The organism is Arthrobacter phoenicis, from assembly GCF_047238215.1.
Lineage (GTDB): Bacteria > Actinomycetota > Actinomycetes > Actinomycetales > Micrococcaceae > Arthrobacter.
In genome coordinates this window covers 3273669-3290045 of record NZ_JBDFMK010000001.1, presented here as the reverse complement: position 1 = coordinate 3290045, position 16377 = coordinate 3273669, and the positions used below count along the sequence as shown (strand labels likewise).

Here is a 16377-nt window from a genome sequence, read left to right as displayed (position 1 = left end):
GTCTTTCTGAAAATAACAATACCCACCCGGGTATGACCTTGCAAGGGGGTTCCCCGCCTAGGCTGGAGCCATGATCACCATTCGCGAAACGGTCGACGGCGACCTGCCCGCCCTGGCCACGCTACGCGCCATCTGGGCTGCCGAACAGGCACCGGCCGCCGACGGCACGACCGTTGACCCGCAGCAGTTCGTCGCCGTGCTCAAGAACTGGCTGGAGGCCAATCCGCGGACCTTCTTCCTCGCCGAGGACGACGGCGTTCCCGTGGGCATGCTGAACCTCATGGTGTTCGAACGCATGCCCAAGCCCGGCAAGGACATCTCGCGCTGGGTGTACCTCGGCAACGTCTACGTGCTTCCGGACCGCAGGAACGCCGGCATCGGTGCGCAGCTGGTGGAGGCCGCCCTGGCCTATTCGCGGGAGATCAACGCGGTCCGCATGCTCCTGTCCCCGTCGTCGGAGTCCCGAAACTTTTACGCTCGGCTGGGGTTTGTGCCGGCGGAGGAACTGAATGTATTGACCTTCTGAGCTGATTCGCTGCCCGTACCGGGCCCGATTTCGAGCCTTCCGAGCACTCCCCGGCGTGCCCGGGTCTAGGCTGGCGGTCATGGCGATCATTCATCAAGCAACGTTGACCCCCTCCAAAATGGAACTCCTCGAACGCTGGCTCCCCGGCCGGTCCTGGTTCCCGGAGACGGGGTCCGCCCCGGAGAAGGTCGGCCACTTCCGCTTTGACGACCCGGAGGGAGAGGTGGGCCTCGAGACCATCCTGGTACGTTCCGGCGGCGCCGTGTTCCAGGTGCCGCTCAGCTACCGGAGCGCTCCCCTGCCCGGCGCCGATGACCACTTGGTCGGCACCATGGAACACTCCGTCCTGGGCAGCCGCTGGGTCTACGACGCGTGTGCGGACCCGGCCTACGTCCGTGCGCTGGCCGGTGCCATCCTGGCCGGCACGCCGCAGGCACAGCATGTCCTGCAGGTCGACGGCGGGGAGAAGGTGCTCCCCGAATCGGTCACCGTGCACGGCACGGGATCCGCGGGTACATCGGTTCCGGAGGTCGGCGACGTCACTGCCAGCGACGCCGCTGAAGGGACCGTAGTCCGCTCCGGTGCGCTGGAAATTCTGGTCCACCGGCAGCTCGACCCCGCAGCCCCGCCGGCAGCCCGCTCCCTGGTCGGATCCTGGGAGGGTCAGGACGCGCCGGTGGCCCTCGCGGCCGTCACGGACGGCTAGGGCGTCGTCGCGGGGTCCGCTAGAGGCCGGACCCCGCGCGGACCAGCACGTGGCCGCGGGGGCTGCTGAGCCGGAACCACGTGTCAGCGCGGAAGACGGACTGCTCCCCCTCGGCCAGGAACCCCAGGGTCAGCGCCGCAAAGGCCGCCCCGGCGGGCACCCCAGGAGCCGCCGGCAACGGCCGGCCCCAGACGGTGGCGCGGGCGTTGTTGACGATCAGGGCACCGGGCTTGTCCGGGATGATGCCGGCGATCTCCCTGATCCCGTCCTCCGCGGCCCGCCGCAGTTCGGCGTCGGGGACGGTGCCGGCAGGTTCCCAGCCACCGCGGGGTGCTCCGACGCCGGCCCAGGATTCCCACAGGGTCATCGGCGGGACGGGAAGGTCGACGTCGTCGGGCCCCGACCGGGCCAGCCGGTCCAGCACCGCCGAGAGCGGCACCGTCACGTCCAGCCGGGCCGGCACGGCCAGAGCCATGGTGCGCAGGCCCAGGATGGTCGGCGTTCCCTCGCCCAGCAACCGCGGCCGCAGGAGGCAGACGTAGGCGGCCAGGACGGTGCCGTCGGCGCTGAGGCGGATGCCGCCGTCGTCCACCGCCTTGGCCCTGGTGGCGAAGGTGCGCAGGTCGGCAAGGTCGCGGGGATCGGAGAACTGCAGGGACTCGGTGAGGACATCAGACACATTCCCGACTTTACCGGCTGAGCCTCTTTGGAGCCCGGCCGAGCCGCCGTCTAAAGTCAAACCATGACTGAAGCCGAAGCCGCAGTGCAGGCCGCACCCGCACCCCCGGAGGACCCGACCACCTCGCTCATCCACCTTCTGGACCTGGGCGAACTTCAGGGTGCCCGGACGGACGAGGACATTTTCCTGGGCCCGTCGCAGAAGCAGCCCCGGCAGCGGGTGTTCGGCGGCCAGGTGCTGGCCCAGTCGCTGGTGGCCGGCAGCCGGACCGTTCCCGAGGGCCGGGGCGTGCACTCGATGCACGGCTATTTCTTGCGGCCGGGCGACGCGAACCAGCCCATCACCTTCGGCGTCCAGCGGCTCCGCGACGGGCGCTCCTTCTCGGCCCGCCGGGTCCACGCGTACCAGGACGGCAAGCCGATCCTGTCGATGATCGCCTCCTTCCAGGACGAGGATGAGGGCATCGAGCACCAGACACAGATGCCGGAGGGAATCCCGGACCCGGAGTCGCTACCGAGCACGGCCGACCTGCTGGGCAAGTTCGACCACCCGGTGGCCCGGCACTGGGCCTATGAGCGGCCCTTCGACATCCGGCACGTGGACCCGGCCCTGTATGTCTCGGCCGAGGGGCCCAAGGAGGCCCGCAACGCCGTGTGGATGCGGACCTTCGGCCCGATGCCGGACGATCCCGGCCTGCACCGTGCCGCGCTGGCCTACGCCAGCGACTACACCCTCCTGGAGTCGGTGCTGCGCCGGCACGGTATGAGCTGGATTACGCCGGGGATGTCCGTGGCGAGCCTGGACCACGCCATGTGGTGGCACCGTCCGGTGCGTGTGGACGAGTGGCTGCTGTACGTGCAGGAGTCCCCCAGCGCCCAGGGCGCCCGGGGCCTGGCCACCGGGAAGATCTTCAGCCGCGACGGCCGGCATGTCGCTACCGTGGCGCAGGAGGGCATGATCCGGGTGCCCACCGAACCGACGCCGCAGTAACTGCGAACGCCTCTAACGCAAAAGCCCTGCGCACCCCCTCTCGGGGATGCGCAGGGCTTTTGCGTTGGCGGGCCGGCCGCGGAACTAGTCGCGGGTCAGGCGGCGGTGGGTGACCCGGTGCGGCTTGGCCGCGTCGGGGCCGAGGCGCTCCACCTTGTTCTCCTCGTAGGATTCGAAGTTGCCCTCGAACCAGTACCACTTGGAGGGGTTCTCCTCGTCACCTTCGTAGGCGAGGATGTGGGTGGCCACCCGGTCGAGGAACCAGCGGTCGTGCGAGACGACGACGGCGCAGCCGGGGAATTCCAGCAGGGCGTTCTCGAGGCTGCTGAGGGTTTCGACGTCGAGGTCGTTGGTCGGTTCGTCGAGGAGCAGCAGGTTTCCGCCCTGCTTGAGGGTCAGCGCGAGGTTCAGGCGGTTGCGCTCACCGCCGGAGAGGACGCCAGCCTTCTTCTGCTGGTCCGGGCCCTTGAAGCCGAAGGCGGCGACGTAGGCGCGGGACGGCATTTCGACCTGGCCGACCTGGATGAAGTCGAGTCCGTCGGAGACGACCTCCCAGAGGGTCTTGTTCGGGTCGATGCCGCCGCGGCTCTGGTCCGCGTAGGAGATCTTCACCGAGTCGCCGACCTTGAGTTCGCCGCCGTCGAGCGGCTCCAGGCCGACGATGGTCTTGAACAGGGTGGTCTTGCCGACGCCGTTGGGGCCGATGACGCCGACGATGCCGTTGCGCGGCAGCGAGAACGACAGGCCGGCGATCAGCATCCGGTCCTCGAACCCCTTCTGCAGGTTCTTCGCCTCCAGGACCAGTCCGCCCAGGCGCGGTCCCGGCGGGATCTGGATCTCTTCGAAGTCGAGCTTGCGGGTCCGGTCCGCCTCGGCGGCCATTTCCTCGTAGCGGGCCAGACGGGCCTTGGACTTGGTCTGGCGGCCCTTGGCGTTGGAGCGCACCCAGTCGAGTTCCTCGGCGAGGCGCTTGGCCTGCTTGGCGTCCTTCTTGCCCTGGATTTCCAGGCGGGCGCGCTTCTTCTCGAGGTAGGTGGAGTAGTTGCCCTCGTACGGGTAGAGGTGGCCGCGGTCCACTTCGGCGATCCATTCGGCCACGTGGTCCAGGAAGTACCGGTCGTGGGTGACGGCCAGGACGGCGCCGGGGTACGAGGAGAGGTGCTGTTCGAGCCAGAGCACGCTCTCGGCGTCGAGGTGGTTGGTGGGCTCGTCGAGGAGCAGCAGGTCGGGCTTCTGCAGCAGGAGCTTGCAGAGGGCGACGCGGCGGCGCTCACCACCGGAGAGCACGGTGACGTCGGCGTCGGCCGGCGGGCAGCGCAGGGCGTCCATGGCCTGCTCCAGCTGGGAGTCGAGGTCCCAGGCGTCGGCGGCGTCGATCGCTTCCTGCAGCTGGCCCATCTCTTCGAGCAGGGCGTCGTAGTCGGCGTCCGGGTTGGCCATCTCTTCGGAGATCTCGTTGAAGCGCTGGATCTTGCCGTAGATCTCGCCCACGCCCTCCTGGACGTTGCCGAGGACGGTCTTTTCCTCGTTCAGCGGCGGCTCCTGCAGCAGGATGCCGACGGTGTAGCCGGGGCTCAGCCGGGCCTCGCCGTTCGAGGGAGTGTCCAGGCCGGCCATGATCTTGAGGATGGTGGACTTACCGGCACCGTTCGGGCCGACAACACCGATCTTGGCACCGGGGAAGAAGGACATACTCACGTCGTCGAGGATGAGTTTTTCGCCAACGGCCTTACGGGCCTTGGTCATTGTGTAGATAAATTCCGCCATACTCTCAAATCTAGTGGTTCGGCGCTGATAACTCACATTCCGAGGCGCAGGTTCCGCGCTGCCGTCGCCGGGGGACCGGTCAGGCTGCCGGGCCGGCGAGGCAGCGGCCGTCGGCGAGGGCCGGCAGGACCGCAGCGATGACGGACCGCCCCCGGATCTGGGCGACGACGCAGCCCGCGCCCTGCCGGACGGAGGCTTCCACAGCGTCGGCGTCCAGGCCCGTCGGGGTCCGGCTGGCGGTGACCTCGATGGCACCGGGAGCGTAGCCGGCCCGGACCAGTGCCGCCCGCACGCTGTCCGTCCCAGGCACAGTCCCACCGGCGAGGCCTGCGAGCGCGTCTCGCACCTTGGCCGCATCTACCGTTGGCGCAGTGGCGGAGCCGCTCGCCGTCGAGGGGGCAGACGGCGCGGCAGTCGAGGGAGCGGTGGGCGTGGGCGTCGAGGGGGCTTTGGGCCTGGTGGTCGCTGTCGCGACGGAGCTGGACGCTTCCGCCGCGGGGGCGACCGTATCGCCCGACCCGGAACATCCGGCGACGGCTACTGCCACAACAATGCCGGCCAGGGTGGCGGACGTCGGGAACAGCGCGCGGGGAAGGAGTCTGGGCCGGGTCACCCGGCCATTCTGCCACCGGCACCGGTCCTGTCATCGCCGCCACCGCCGCCCACGCTCTTAGCCGAGCCTCCGGGCCTCCGGGCCGGCCGCCTGCTGGCACTGCCGGGAAAATGAAGCCCTCAGGCGGCGTCCTCCTTCACCTCCCCGGTTTCCTCATCGAAGTCGGGCAAGTCCTCCGCGGCGTCGACTCCGCCGCTGCTGCCGCTCCCCTGCCCGGCCGTTCCCGGAGCCCCGCCCTGGTCCGCCCCGTCCGGCTGCTGTTGCTGCCCGCCGGTGTTGCGGGTGAAGTTGGCGGCACCCCACGACAGGTCGTGCCCGATGGCATCGGCATCGATGTCCACGGCATGGTGGATGCGGCTCTCCGACTCCCAGGTGCGGATCTTGAGCCTCCCTGTAACGATGACGGGCTGCCCCTTCCGGATACTGCAGGCCATGTTGCCGGCCAGCTGGCGGTAGCCCTGCACGGTGAACCAGTTGGTGGTCCCGTCGACCCAGGCGTTGGCCGCCCGGTCGAAGCGCCGCCCGGTGGAGCCCAGCCGGAAGGATGCGGTGGCGACGCCGCCGGGCGTGGTCGAACTCTTGATCTCCGTGGCGACGAAGCCCCGGATGGTGATGCTGTCATTCATTGCTATGTCCTGTCTTGTGGGAAGGCGGTCTGGTCCTTTCCACTCTGCGACCGGGGTCCGCAACGCGGCAGTCGACACCGGGGCTATGTGGAAAACGCGACGCGGTGGCACGGTAAACTTCTTGAGGCGTGCCCGGCTCCGGTCGATGGGCACGCGAGTGCCCCAGTAGCTCAGGGGATAGAGCAGCGGCCTTCTAATCCGCCGGTCGGGGGTTCGATTCCCTCCTGGGGCGCCTGCACGGCCCCGGTCACGGTCGTTCCGTGACCGGGGCCGTTCCGTTTAAGCTCCCCAGCTTCCTTGGCTGCCCGGCTCGGCTACCGGAGCGGCGCCTCCCGCCGGGGCCATAAGCAGGCTTAGTATTGAGTCTAGAGCTGGAGGCGGTGCCCCCGGCCCATAACCGAAAGTAAGGCAGCCATGACGCAGACACCCCGCGGATTCGACTCCTACGACCAGGCCGACACCCCGCCGGAGCACGCAAGCACCGGACTCCCCCGGGAGGAAGTTCCGGGGGCCACCTCCTCCCCCGCGCGGACGCCCGCAGAGGCTCCCACGCCGGAGCCCGCCCCCGCCACCCCGGCAGCACCCGCGCCAACGCACGAGTCCCGCCGCGTGACCCGCGCCGGGATGGTGTGGACCGCCGTCGCGGTCGCGCTGGCGGTGCTGATCCTGCTGATCGTCTTCATCCTGCAGAACCAGGACTACGTCCAGGTCAAGTTCTTCGGCCTGGCGGGCGCCGTGCCGCTGGGTGTGGCGCTGTTCATCGCTGCCGTCGGCGGCGGCGTGCTGGTGGCCATTGCCGGGGCCGCCCGCATCATTCAGCTCCGGCTGACTGCGCACCGCCAGCGCGCCCGTCTGGCCGGCCAGGGCACCCGCGACCGCTAAGCCGGAGGAACCGCTGCGCCGGAGGAACGGCAGGAGCGCAGAAGGGCCGGCCTGCCCTACAGTTGCCGCATGTCCGAAGGCCTCGTCACCACCATCCGCACTGCCCTGCACGCCGCGGCAGACCCGGTTCGCGGCGCGGCTGCCCAGCGGTACCTGAAGTCGGAGATGCCGTCCCTGGGCGTTCGGGTCCCGGAGGTCCGGGCGATCGTCAGGAGTGCCGCCCGGCGATTGCCGCCGCGGTCGCTGTCCGAGCTCACCGCTGCCGTGACCAGGCTGTGGCGCGAGGCCCGCTGGCGGGAGGAACGGCTCGCGGCCATCGAACTCACCGGCTTACGGCTGGCCCGGGAGGAACTCGCCATGCTTCCCCTGTACGAGGAGATCATCCGCGACGGTGCCTGGTGGGACCTGGTTGATGCCCTGGCGCGCCGTCTGGGCAGCCTGCTGCTGGCCCATCCCGCCACGATGGCCTCGTTGTTGCGCCGGTGGAGCAGGGACCCGGACCTCTGGGTCCGCCGTGCTTCCATCACCGCCCAGCTGGGAGCCAAGGGCGCCACGGACCGGGAGTCGCTGGCTGACGTGATCACGGCCAACCTCGGCGACCGTGAATTCTTCATCCGCAAGGCCATCGGCTGGGCGTTGCGGGACTTCGCCACTACGGATCCGGACTGGGTCCGGGACTTCGTCGACCGCGCCGGGGACGGTTTGAGCCCGCTCTCCCGCCGCGAGGCGCTGAGGAAGCTGGGACCCGCCGCACCCTTGGATGACCGCCCTTAAGTGACCGGCCTCAGATAACGGGCCGACTGGTGACCGGTTCGTCCGGTTTGCTGAACAGCTGCTTGGTCTTGGGGTCCAGGAAGATCAAATAGAGGGCGAACAGCAGGGCAATGATCGCTGCGGCGTTGCGGGCCAGGGCCAACGCCAGGCCCAGGTCCTGGCTCTGCAGGTACGGGAAGACCTCCAGCTGGTCGGAGATCGCGTAGACCATGAAGAACGAGACCATGAAGTACAGGGCCTTGACCTGCCAGTCGTCGCGGATACCGGTGACGGCGAAGAGCGGGATCAGCCACACCACGTACCAGGACTGGATCATCGGGGCGAGGAACACGACGGCGGCGAAGGCCAGGGTCAGGCGGCGCATCAGCCGGTCGTAGTCGCCGCGGAAAATCTGCCAGGCCACGATCCCCAGCGCCAGGACCTTGCCGGCGTCGTACACGTACTTCGCCAGGCCCCAGCCGTCAAGGCCGAAGGCGTTGGAAATGGAGGCGACGATCAGGCCAACCAGACCCACCGGGGCGTACCAGATCCAGATGCTGCCCGGGGCGGACAGGCCGTTGATCCAGCCGAAGCCGAAGCCGTTGACGGCGCTCATGGCGTAAAGCAGGCCCACACTGATCCCGGCCGTCAGGGCCCAGAACACGAACTTCCGCGGCCACCCGGCGTTCTTGCCGGCCCACAGCAGACCAATGAAGGGCAGGAACACGATCGTGATCGGCTTGACCGCGATCGAGAGTGTCACCAGGACCAGGCCCACCAGCACCCGCTTGGTGGCGCAGTAGTAGAGGCCGGCGAGGGCCAGGCCGATCATCAGCGCATCGTTGTGGACGCTGGCGATGAAGTTGGTCAGGAACAGCGGGTTGGCGGCGGTCAGCCAGAGGGCGCGGTGCGGGTTGACCCCGTGCAGTTCCGCGAGCTTCGGGACGTAGATGATGCAGAGCACGATCCCCACGAGGGCGGCCAACCGGAACAGCATGATGCTGGCCTCGGGCTGGACGTTCGTGGACCACACGACGAACTGCTCGATCCAGAGGAACAGCTGGCCGTAGGGCACCGGCGCCTCGGTCCACATCTTGTCCGCGCCGAGCTGGAAGTAGTTGGACAGCGCGGAGATGCCGTTCTCGTAGGGGTTGAAGCCCTCGACCATCAGCCGGCCCTGGCCGATGTAGGCATAGACGTCGCGGCTGAAGAGCGGCACGGAGAACATCATCGGCAGGCCCCAGGCGACGACGGCGGTCATGGTCGCCTTCCGCGCGCCCGCGCCCCAGTGCCGGACCCGCTGGCCCAGCCGCAGCCACGCCCGCACCAGCAGCATCCCGCCGACCGCCAGCAGCACGATGCACATGCCGACGCCCACGGCCTCGGTGCGCATCCAGATGAAGAGCGGCAGACGGCGCAGTTCGGAGACCGGTGCCAGCCAGCCGACGCCGAGGGAACCGACGAACATGAACAGCGAGCCCAGGAATCCGGAGAGGATGGGTGAGCGTGCGTTGTCGACGTCGTTCGAGGCCGCCGTGGACGGTGCCTCGGAGGATGCCCGTGGCGTACCGGCAGCCGTCTTTCCCGCCGCAGGTACAGGCGCCGTCATCTCAGGGGTGTCCAATCTGTCGAGTGCTGGTGGAGCCCACTCGTGGCCTGAAAGCCGGTCAGGGGCACGCCGCACGGAGGAAAAATTCCGACGGCCGCGTTGCCAAAATCGTAGCACCGGGCCCCTCCGGGGCGGCGGAACGGTAGGCTGGGCGCGTGCCTATATCTAATGAACGCATCGTGTGGATCGACTGCGAAATGACCGGCCTGGACACCAAGAATGACGCCCTGATTGAGGTGGCTGCCCTGGTGACCGACTCGGAACTGAATATCCTCGGCGACGGCGTCGACGTCGTCATCAAACCGGACGACGCCGCCCTGGCCCAGATGAACGACTTCGTGCGCGATATGCACACCCGGTCCGGGCTGCTGGAGGAACTCCCCCGCGGCAAGACCATGGCCGAGGCGCAGGAGATGGTGCTGGCCTACATCAAGAAGTGGGTGCCGGACCCGAAGAAGGCTCCGCTCGGCGGCAACTCCGTGGGCACCGACCGCGTCTTCCTGGTCCGGGACATGCCGGAACTGGTCGAGCACCTGCACTACCGGGTGATCGACGTCAGCACCATCAAGGAACTCTCCCGCCGCTGGTATGCCCGCGCGTACTTCCAGTCCCCCGCCAAGCTCGGCGGCCACCGCGCCCTCGGCGACATCAAGGATTCCATCGACGAGCTCCGCTACTACCGGCAGGCCGTCTTCGTCCCGGCGCCCGGCCCGGACAGCTCCACCGCGCAGCGCATCGCCAAGGACGTCATGGCCACCTCGGGCGCCGCCCCCGGCAGCGCGCCGACTGACGCCGCGGACGACGCCGGGAACCCCGGAAGCGCCTCGGCCGAGTCCCCCGCGGGTGCTCGGGCAGAGTAATCTGCCTCACGTTTCTGCCTTTTTTCGATGAAATCGCCGAAACTGGCAAAAGCACCCCCGCGGAGCAGGTAAGCTATTTGTCGTTGCCTTTCCGGAAGGCCGGTCCGCCGGTTCGACTGACAGGCACATGGTGGGCGTAGCTCAGTTGGCAGAGCGCCTGGTTGTGGTCCAGGAGGTCGCGGGTTCAACCCCCGTCGCTCACCCTCACCGAGGACGGCACGATTGTCCGACCTTGCCAAAGGCCGCACCGGATATCCGGTGCGGCCTTTGTTGTTTGTCCCGAAAACGCATGGAAGGAACCGCGATGAGGCGCCAGCTCTTCGAAGAAGACCATGAGATGTTCCGCGAGATGGCGGCCGAGTTCAACGTCCGCGCCGTGGCCCCGCACTATGCACAGTGGGACCGGGACCACATGATGCCGCGGGAGCTGTGGACCGCGGCCGGGGAACAGGGCCTGCTGGGGCTCGCCGTTCCCGAGGAGTTCGGTGGCCTCGGCATGACCGACTACCGGTTCCGCGCCGTGCTGGATGAGGAATTCGCCAAGAGCAACCACCTCGCCGTCGGCCTGGCCTTCCACCTGCACGACGACATGGTCCTGCCGTATCTGCTGGCCTACGGTTCGGAGGACCTGAAGCAGCGCTGGCTGCCCGGCATGGTCTCCGGCGAGACCGTCACGTCCGTGGCCTGGACCGAGCCCGGCGCGGGCTCCGACCTCCGCGGCGTCCGCACGAAGGCCGTCCGCGACGGCGATGACTGGCTGATCACCGGCCAGAAGACGTTCATCGGCAACGGCATCTCCGGCGACGCCGCCCTGGTCCTCGCCCGCACCGACGGCGGAAGCGGCCGCGGCGGCGCCGAGTCCTTCTCGCTCTTCATGGTCCGCAAGGGCGAGGGCTACACCACCGGCAACCAGCTGGACAAGATGGGCCTGAAGGCCTCCGACACCGCCGAGCTCTTCTTCGACAACGTCCGGGTCCCGCACGCCGACCTCGTCGGCGAGGAAGGCCAAGGGTTGCGCTACTGCGCCGGGCAGCTGCCGCAGGGCCGACTGGGCATCGCCGTCGCCGGTTCCGCCGTCGCCCGCGCCGTGTACGAGGCGACCGTGCGGTACACGAAGGACCGCAACGCCTTCGGCGAGCGGATCATCGACTTCCAGAACAGCCGCTTCGAACTCGCCGACATCCTCACCGAGGTCGAGGCCACCGAGTCGTACGTGGACCGGGCCATCACCGCGTTCAACGCCGGGGAACTCGACGCGTCCTCCGCCGCCAGGGTGAAGCTGTGGGCCTCCGAGCGGGCGAAGTCCGTGACCGACCGCTGCCTGCAGCTGCACGGCGGCTACGGCTACATCATGGAATACCCGGTGGCGCAGGCCTTCCTCGCCGCCCGCCTGCTGACCATCTTCGGCGGCACCAACGAGATCATGCGGGACGTCGTCGGCCGCGGCATCGCCGGCTGACGCGCCCCCTCCCCCCGCACCACTCCCTCCCCCGCAGCAAAGGAAGCCCCGCGCCATGACTGTCCTGCCCATCACCATCTGGGGCGAACCGGTACTGCACCGCCGGGCCGCCGAGGTCGAGGTCTTCGACGACGAGCTGCGGACCCTGATCGCGGACATGTTCGAGACCAACGACGCCGCCAACGGCGTCGGCCTGGCAGCCCCGCAGGTGGGGGTCGGCAAGCGTCTCTTCGTCTACAAGTACGAGAACGACGACGGCGCCCCGCCCTCCGGCGTCGTGGTCAACCCGGTCCTCACCCTCTCCAAGGTCTCCGGGGCGCTCCCCGATCCGGACGAGGAAGAGGAAGGCTGCCTGTCCTTCCCGGGCGGCCACTACCCGCTCAAGCGTGCCGAATGGGCCCGGGTGCAGGGCTTCGACGGCGAGGGCAACCAGATCGAGTTCGAGTCGACGGGCTGGTTTGCCCGTGTGATGCAGCACGAATACGACCACCTCGACGGCAAGCTGTACGTCAACCGGCTGATCGACCGGTACTCCCGCAAGGCGATGAAGCAGGCCAAGAAGAGCGGCTGGGGCGTCCCGGGCCTGACCTGGATGCCGGGCGTGGACCCGGACCCCTTCGGACACTAGCGGAGAGGACCCGGGACACCGGCGGCGGCCGCTCCTATGCTTGGCAGCATGGAAGCCACTCTGGCCGCCCCGGCGAAGCCCATCCTGACCCTCACCATCAACCCGGCCCTGGACGTCAGCACCACCACGGAGCACGTCACCAGCGGCCATAAGCTGCGCTGCGGCCCCAGCCGGCTGGATCCCGGCGGCGGGGGCATCAACGTGGCCCGCGTGGTCCAGCGCCTCGGCGGCCGGCCCCTGGCCATCTACACCGCCGGCGGGCCCACCGGCGAGGCGTACCGCCGCCTGGTCGAGGCCGAGCGGCTGCCTGCACTGGTTGTCCCGATCCAGGGCAGCACCCGGCAGGACTTCACGGTGGACGAGACCGGCACCGGCGAGCAATTCCGCTTCGTCCTCCAGGGCCCCGAGCTCAGCGAACCCGAATGGCGCCTCTGCCTGGGGCTGGTGGCCGACTCCATCCAGCCCGGCGGCTACGTGGTGGCCAGCGGCAGCCTGCCGCCGGGTGTGCCCGAAGATTTCTACGCCCGGATCGCCCGCCTCGCCCGGGAGCAGGGCGCCCGCTGCGTGGTGGACGCCTCGGGTCCCGCCCTGGCCGCGGCCCTGGCCGAGGGCGTCTTCCTGGTCAAACCCAGCCGGCGGGAGCTGGGCCTGCACTTCGGCACGACGCTGAAGGATGAACAGGCCGAACTCGACGCCGCCGCTGCTCTGGTGGCGGACGGCTCCTCCGAGAACGTAGCCCTGACCCTCGGTGGGGCCGGTGCTGTACTCGCCTCAGCGGCGGGCACGCTGCGCCTGGCCGTCCCGAAGGTGGAGGTCCGCAGCACCGTGGGTGCCGGCGACAGCTTCCTCGCCGCATTCGTCCTGAGGCTGGCGCAGGGCCTGGGCAGCACCACAGCGTTCCGCTCCGCCGTCGCGGCGGGCAGCGCCACCGTCACCACGCAAGCCACTGAGCTCTGCCACCGCGACGACGTCGAGCGGCTGGAAGCCGAACTGGCGCGGCAGGAATTCAGCCTGGCCTGATTGTGGGTTGGCCCCATTGTTGGTTTGGCCTGATGGTCGCTTGATCCGGGCAGCTTCCGAGCACCCGCCGCATGGCGTCCTTTTCCGCGGCCGTCACCCACAGGGCGTAGGCCGCCTTCACGGAGACCTGGCGGGCGACGTAGTGGCAGCGGAAGGCCTTGTTCGGCGGGAGCCAGCCGGCGGCGTCCGAGGAGCTCTTGTCCTGGTTGGCCGGCCCGTCCGCGGCCACCAGGTTCAGCGGGTCGTTGGCGAGGTGTGTGCGCTGGAGGGCCGTCAGCTGCTGCGCGCCGGTCTGCCAGGCGTCACCGAGCGCCACGACGTGGTCGATCTGGATGGCTTTGCTTGAGTCGGCCCCGCGCCGGAAGGCGGTCTGCCGGCCGGTGTAGGGCTCCCGGAAACTGCCGGACCCGATCCGGCAGCGGGACCCGTCCGTGAATCGGGCGTCGACGAGGTCCCGACGGAGGATGTCGTTGCGGGTGTCGCAGCCGTTCCGGTCGACGTCGAGCCACGCCTGTCCGAACGCCGCCCTGTCGTAGTTGGCGGCGGGATCACTGGCCCTGACCGGAAGCGATTCCAGCAGGTCCGCGGCCCGGCCCGCCGGCACCGCCCTCACGGCAGCGATGGGACTCATCCACGCCGCCAGCACCGGGGCGTCCGTGGGCCCGTCGGAGAACCCGCCGCCGAGGCGGAACTGGCCGTCGGCGAAGAACCAGACAAGCGTCAGGACGAGGGTCAGGGCCGCGGCCGCCAAGACGATCCACGCCTGGCGGGACCGCCGTCGTGCCCGCCGGTACTGCGCCCACGTGACGCTCACGCGGTCTCCGCGGCGTCCCGTGCAGGGTGCTGGTTCTCCATCACGGGAAAAGCCTAGGCCGCTCCCCGCCCAGGGCCGCGGTTATGCACAGTGTGGAGGCAAGGTCCCGTGCGGGGCCGCCGGGCTACTGTTCGCGGGTGACGCGGCGGAGGTCCTCCTCCGCGAGGTTCGACAGGGCCTCCAGCTGGGCGACCCGGGCGTCGTCGATCTCGCCGGCCTCACGTTTGGCGCGGGCGTCGTCGAGGAGCCGCTTGGCTTCCTTGGCATTGCGCCGGGCCACATCGAGGGCGTGTTCGAGGGTGGTTTCGTGCTCCGTAGCCTGGTTCTGTTCCATGGCTCCCATTGTGGTTCGCTTTCCCGGCCGTTTCCAGAGAACCGGCCGGGAAAGCGCTCCGTGTCGGTGACTCAGCCGACCTCGACGGGCAGGCCCGCGGCCTCGAGGGTGGCGACGGCGTCCTTGGCGGGGAAAGACGGCGGGTTGACCCCGGCCATCTCCTCCATGACCCGGACCACCTGGCAGCTGTAGCCGAACTCGTTGTCGTACCAGACATAGAGGACGAGGTTCTTGTCGTTGGAGATCGTGGCGAGGCCGTCCACGATGCCGGCGCGGCGGGAGCCGACGAAGTCGGTGGAGACCACCTCGGGCGAGTCGATGTAGTCGATCTGCTTGCGCAGCTCGGAGTGCAGCGACATCTCCCGCAGGTAGTCGTTGACCTCGTCCTTGGTGGTGCCGTTCTCGAGGTTGAGGTTCAGGATGGCCATCGAGACGTCCGGGGTGGGGACGCGGATGGCGTTGCCGGTGAGCTTGCCCTGGAGTTCGGGGAGGGCCTTGGCGACGGCCTTGGCGGCACCGGTTTCGGTGATGACCATGTTCAGCGCAGCGGAGCGTCCACGCCGGTCGCCCTTGTGGAAGTTGTCGATCAGGTTCTGGTCGTTGGTGAAGGAGTGGACGGTCTCCACGTGGCCGTGGATGACGCCGTAGCGGTCGTTGATGGCCTTCAGCACCGGGGTGATGGCGTTGGTGGTGCAGGACGCGGCGGTGACGATCCTGTCCTCATCGGTGATCGCGGAATGGTTGATGCCGTGCACGATGTTCTTCAGGTCGCCCTTGCCCGGGGCGGTGAGCAGGACCCGGGAGACGCCCTTGCTCTGCAGGTGCTGGGAGAGCCCCTCGGCGTCGCGCCAGCGGCCGGTGTTGTCGACCACCAGTGCATCGTGGATGCCGTAGGCGGTGTAGTCGACGGTGGCGGGGTTGTCCGAGTAGATGACCTGGATCTGCACGCCGTTGGCGGTGATGGTGTCGTTCTCGAGGTCCACCTTGATGGTGCCCTCGAAGGAGCCGTGGACGGAGTCGCGGCGCAGCAGGCTGGCGCGCTTGGCGAGGTCATTGTCCGAGCCGCGGCGCACGACGATCGCACGCAGCCGCAGGCCGTGGCCGCCGCCGGCCTTTTCGATCAGGAGGCGGGCCAGGAGGCGTCCGATGCGGCCAAAGCCGTAGAGCACGACGTCGGTGCTGGTGCGGTCATCGCCGCCGCGCTTGCCGACAACTTCGGCGAGTTCTTCGCGGAGGAACTCGTCCAGGCTGACCCCGTCGCCCTCGGCGCGGTACTTCTCGGTCAGGCGGGCGATGTCGATGGCCGCGGCGCCGAGGTCCAGCTTAGTGAGCGCGTCCAGCAGCGGAGCGGTCTCCTCGAGGCGGAGTTCCTCTTTGCTCATCCGGCGGGCGAAGCGGTGCGCCTTCAGAATGTTCATGGTGGACTTGTTGATCAGGCTCCGGCCGTGAATGGAGGTCACCACGTTGTTTTCGCGGTACAGCCGGCCGATCACCGGAATCATGGCCTCGGCGAGCGCCTCCCGGCCCATCCACGTATCAAGACAAGAATCTGACGTCTGGCTCACAGAACTACCTTCCTAAAATCCACCGCATACGTCCTCGTGTGCGGAAGTCGGCCGCCGGCGGGTCTCCGGAACCTTCTCGCTGCGGGGATTCGGTCCACCCCGGCGAGCGCGTGACCGCAAAGAAAAAGCCACCGGCTGCGAACGCAGACCCGATGGCTGAACCTCTACGTTCACGCTCCATTCTAGGGCGGACCCCCTCCCCCTACCGGCCGGTACAGGGTGAAATCACTCACATCGGATTGCCGGGGTTTCCCGGCACCGCTGGCCTAGGATGGCGGCATGGGACTCATCGTTGCACTTCTTGTCATCTGGCTCATCCTCTCGATCCTTGGCTTCGTGGTGAAGGGCCTGCTGTGGCTGGCCATCATCGGCCTGGTCCTCCTGGTCGCCACCGCCGTGTGGGGCTGGATCAAACGCAAGGCCTGACCCGCACGTCCACCAACGGCTGAGGGTCGGCACCGTTCTTGGTGCCGGCCCTCAGCCGTTTTTCGTGCTCAAGAGTCGTGGGATGGGTTGACCGATACGCCGGGTTACCGGCGAAACCGC

At 68.7% G+C, this 16377-nt stretch carries 18 protein-coding genes and 2 tRNA genes; 12 read left to right on the top strand and 8 right to left on the bottom strand.

All coding sequences use genetic code 11. From position 1 onward, the window contains the following. Positions 1-70 precede the first annotated feature (70 nt). Together ABC337_RS15580 and ABC337_RS15575 are read left to right on the top strand one after the other, a co-directional pair. Positions 71-526: a GNAT family N-acetyltransferase gene (locus tag ABC337_RS15580; protein WP_412883179.1), complete on the top strand. Its 456-nt coding sequence runs from the start codon at positions 71-73 to the stop codon at positions 524-526. A 79-nt stretch (positions 527-605) separates the two neighbouring features. Then, positions 606-1232: a CG0192-related protein gene (locus ABC337_RS15575; protein ID WP_412883180.1), complete on the top strand. Its 627-nt coding sequence runs from the start codon at positions 606-608 to the stop codon at positions 1230-1232. 19 nt (positions 1233-1251) lie between these two features. Here ABC337_RS15575 and ABC337_RS15570 read toward each other — a convergent pair whose 3' ends face one another. After that, complete coding sequence (locus ABC337_RS15570; RefSeq protein ID WP_412883181.1) at positions 1252-1911, bottom strand: DUF8185 domain-containing protein; 660 nt, start codon at positions 1909-1911, stop codon at positions 1252-1254. Between the two features lie 63 nt (positions 1912-1974). On the opposite strand from ABC337_RS15570, the gene tesB reads away from it, so the two are divergent. Then, the gene (tesB, locus tag ABC337_RS15565; protein WP_412883182.1) at positions 1975-2901 is read left to right on the top strand and encodes an acyl-CoA thioesterase II; all 927 of its coding nucleotides are present in this window, start codon (positions 1975-1977) and stop codon (positions 2899-2901) included. Between the two features lie 84 nt (positions 2902-2985). On the opposite strand, the gene ettA is transcribed toward tesB, so the two are convergent. From ettA to ABC337_RS15550, 3 genes are all read right to left on the bottom strand, one after another. Then, the gene (gene ettA / locus ABC337_RS15560; protein ID WP_412883183.1) at positions 2986-4668 is read right to left on the bottom strand and encodes an energy-dependent translational throttle protein EttA; all 1683 of its coding nucleotides are present in this window, start codon (positions 4666-4668) and stop codon (positions 2986-2988) included. A gap of 79 nt (positions 4669-4747) precedes the next feature. Then, entirely contained in the window at positions 4748-5281 is a 534-nt protein-coding gene (locus tag ABC337_RS15555) for a DUF6993 domain-containing protein (protein ID WP_412883184.1), read from the bottom strand. A gap of 119 nt (positions 5282-5400) precedes the next feature. Continuing rightward, positions 5401-5907: a single-stranded DNA-binding protein gene (locus ABC337_RS15550; RefSeq protein ID WP_412883185.1), complete on the bottom strand. Its 507-nt coding sequence runs from the start codon at positions 5905-5907 to the stop codon at positions 5401-5403. A gap of 159 nt (positions 5908-6066) precedes the next feature. Between ABC337_RS15550 and ABC337_RS15545 the strand changes: the two genes are divergently transcribed. The 3 genes from ABC337_RS15545 to ABC337_RS15535 all read left to right on the top strand — a co-directional run bounded on the left by ABC337_RS15545 (position 6067) and on the right by ABC337_RS15535 (position 7563). Further along, positions 6067-6139, top strand: a tRNA-Arg gene (locus tag ABC337_RS15545). Between the two features lie 182 nt (positions 6140-6321). Continuing rightward, positions 6322-6789, top strand: coding sequence for a LapA family protein (locus tag ABC337_RS15540; protein WP_412883186.1), 468 nt, complete (start codon positions 6322-6324; stop codon positions 6787-6789). A gap of 69 nt (positions 6790-6858) precedes the next feature. Beyond that, positions 6859-7563 carry a DNA alkylation repair protein gene (locus tag ABC337_RS15535; RefSeq protein WP_412883187.1) on the top strand — a complete coding sequence of 235 codons (705 nt, stop codon included), beginning with the start codon at positions 6859-6861 and terminating at the stop codon, positions 7561-7563. 10 nt (positions 7564-7573) lie between these two features. On the opposite strand, the gene mptB is transcribed toward ABC337_RS15535, so the two are convergent. Next, positions 7574-9151 (bottom strand): polyprenol phosphomannose-dependent alpha 1,6 mannosyltransferase MptB, encoded by a 1578-nt coding sequence (gene mptB / locus ABC337_RS15530; RefSeq protein WP_412883188.1) that lies wholly within the window; start codon positions 9149-9151, stop codon positions 7574-7576. A gap of 155 nt (positions 9152-9306) precedes the next feature. On the opposite strand from mptB, the gene orn reads away from it, so the two are divergent. The 5 genes from orn to ABC337_RS15505 all read left to right on the top strand — a co-directional run bounded on the left by orn (position 9307) and on the right by ABC337_RS15505 (position 13118). Beyond that, on the top strand, positions 9307-10011 hold the full coding sequence (orn, locus tag ABC337_RS15525) for an oligoribonuclease (protein ID WP_412883189.1): 705 nt from the start codon (positions 9307-9309) through the stop codon (positions 10009-10011). Between the two features lie 130 nt (positions 10012-10141). Continuing rightward, positions 10142-10214: transfer RNA gene (locus ABC337_RS15520), tRNA-His, on the top strand. Between the two features lie 101 nt (positions 10215-10315). Next, positions 10316-11470, top strand: coding sequence for an acyl-CoA dehydrogenase family protein (locus tag ABC337_RS15515; RefSeq protein ID WP_412883190.1), 1155 nt, complete (start codon positions 10316-10318; stop codon positions 11468-11470). Between the two features lie 55 nt (positions 11471-11525). Further along, positions 11526-12098: a peptide deformylase gene (gene def / locus ABC337_RS15510; RefSeq protein ID WP_412883191.1), complete on the top strand. Its 573-nt coding sequence runs from the start codon at positions 11526-11528 to the stop codon at positions 12096-12098. Between the two features lie 48 nt (positions 12099-12146). Further along, on the top strand, positions 12147-13118 hold the full coding sequence (locus ABC337_RS15505) for a 1-phosphofructokinase family hexose kinase (RefSeq protein WP_412883192.1): 972 nt from the start codon (positions 12147-12149) through the stop codon (positions 13116-13118). Here the strand turns inward: ABC337_RS15505 and ABC337_RS15500 are convergent. From ABC337_RS15500 to ABC337_RS15490, 3 genes are all read right to left on the bottom strand, one after another. Next, on the bottom strand, positions 13105-13932 hold the full coding sequence (locus ABC337_RS15500; protein ID WP_412883193.1) for an HNH endonuclease family protein: 828 nt from the start codon (positions 13930-13932) through the stop codon (positions 13105-13107). The genes ABC337_RS15505 and ABC337_RS15500 overlap by 14 nt on opposite strands. Before the next feature lie 124 nt (positions 13933-14056). Next, the gene (locus ABC337_RS15495; protein ID WP_290257583.1) at positions 14057-14266 is read right to left on the bottom strand and encodes a hypothetical protein; all 210 of its coding nucleotides are present in this window, start codon (positions 14264-14266) and stop codon (positions 14057-14059) included. A gap of 71 nt (positions 14267-14337) precedes the next feature. Then, positions 14338-15831 (bottom strand): glyceraldehyde-3-phosphate dehydrogenase, encoded by a 1494-nt coding sequence (locus ABC337_RS15490; protein ID WP_412883194.1) that lies wholly within the window; start codon positions 15829-15831, stop codon positions 14338-14340. 279 nt (positions 15832-16110) lie between these two features. Here ABC337_RS15490 and ABC337_RS15485 point away from each other — a divergent pair, with 279 nt between their 5' ends. After that, the gene (locus tag ABC337_RS15485) at positions 16111-16257 is read left to right on the top strand and encodes a hypothetical protein (protein ID WP_290257580.1); all 147 of its coding nucleotides are present in this window, start codon (positions 16111-16113) and stop codon (positions 16255-16257) included. Positions 16258-16377 lie beyond the last annotated feature (120 nt).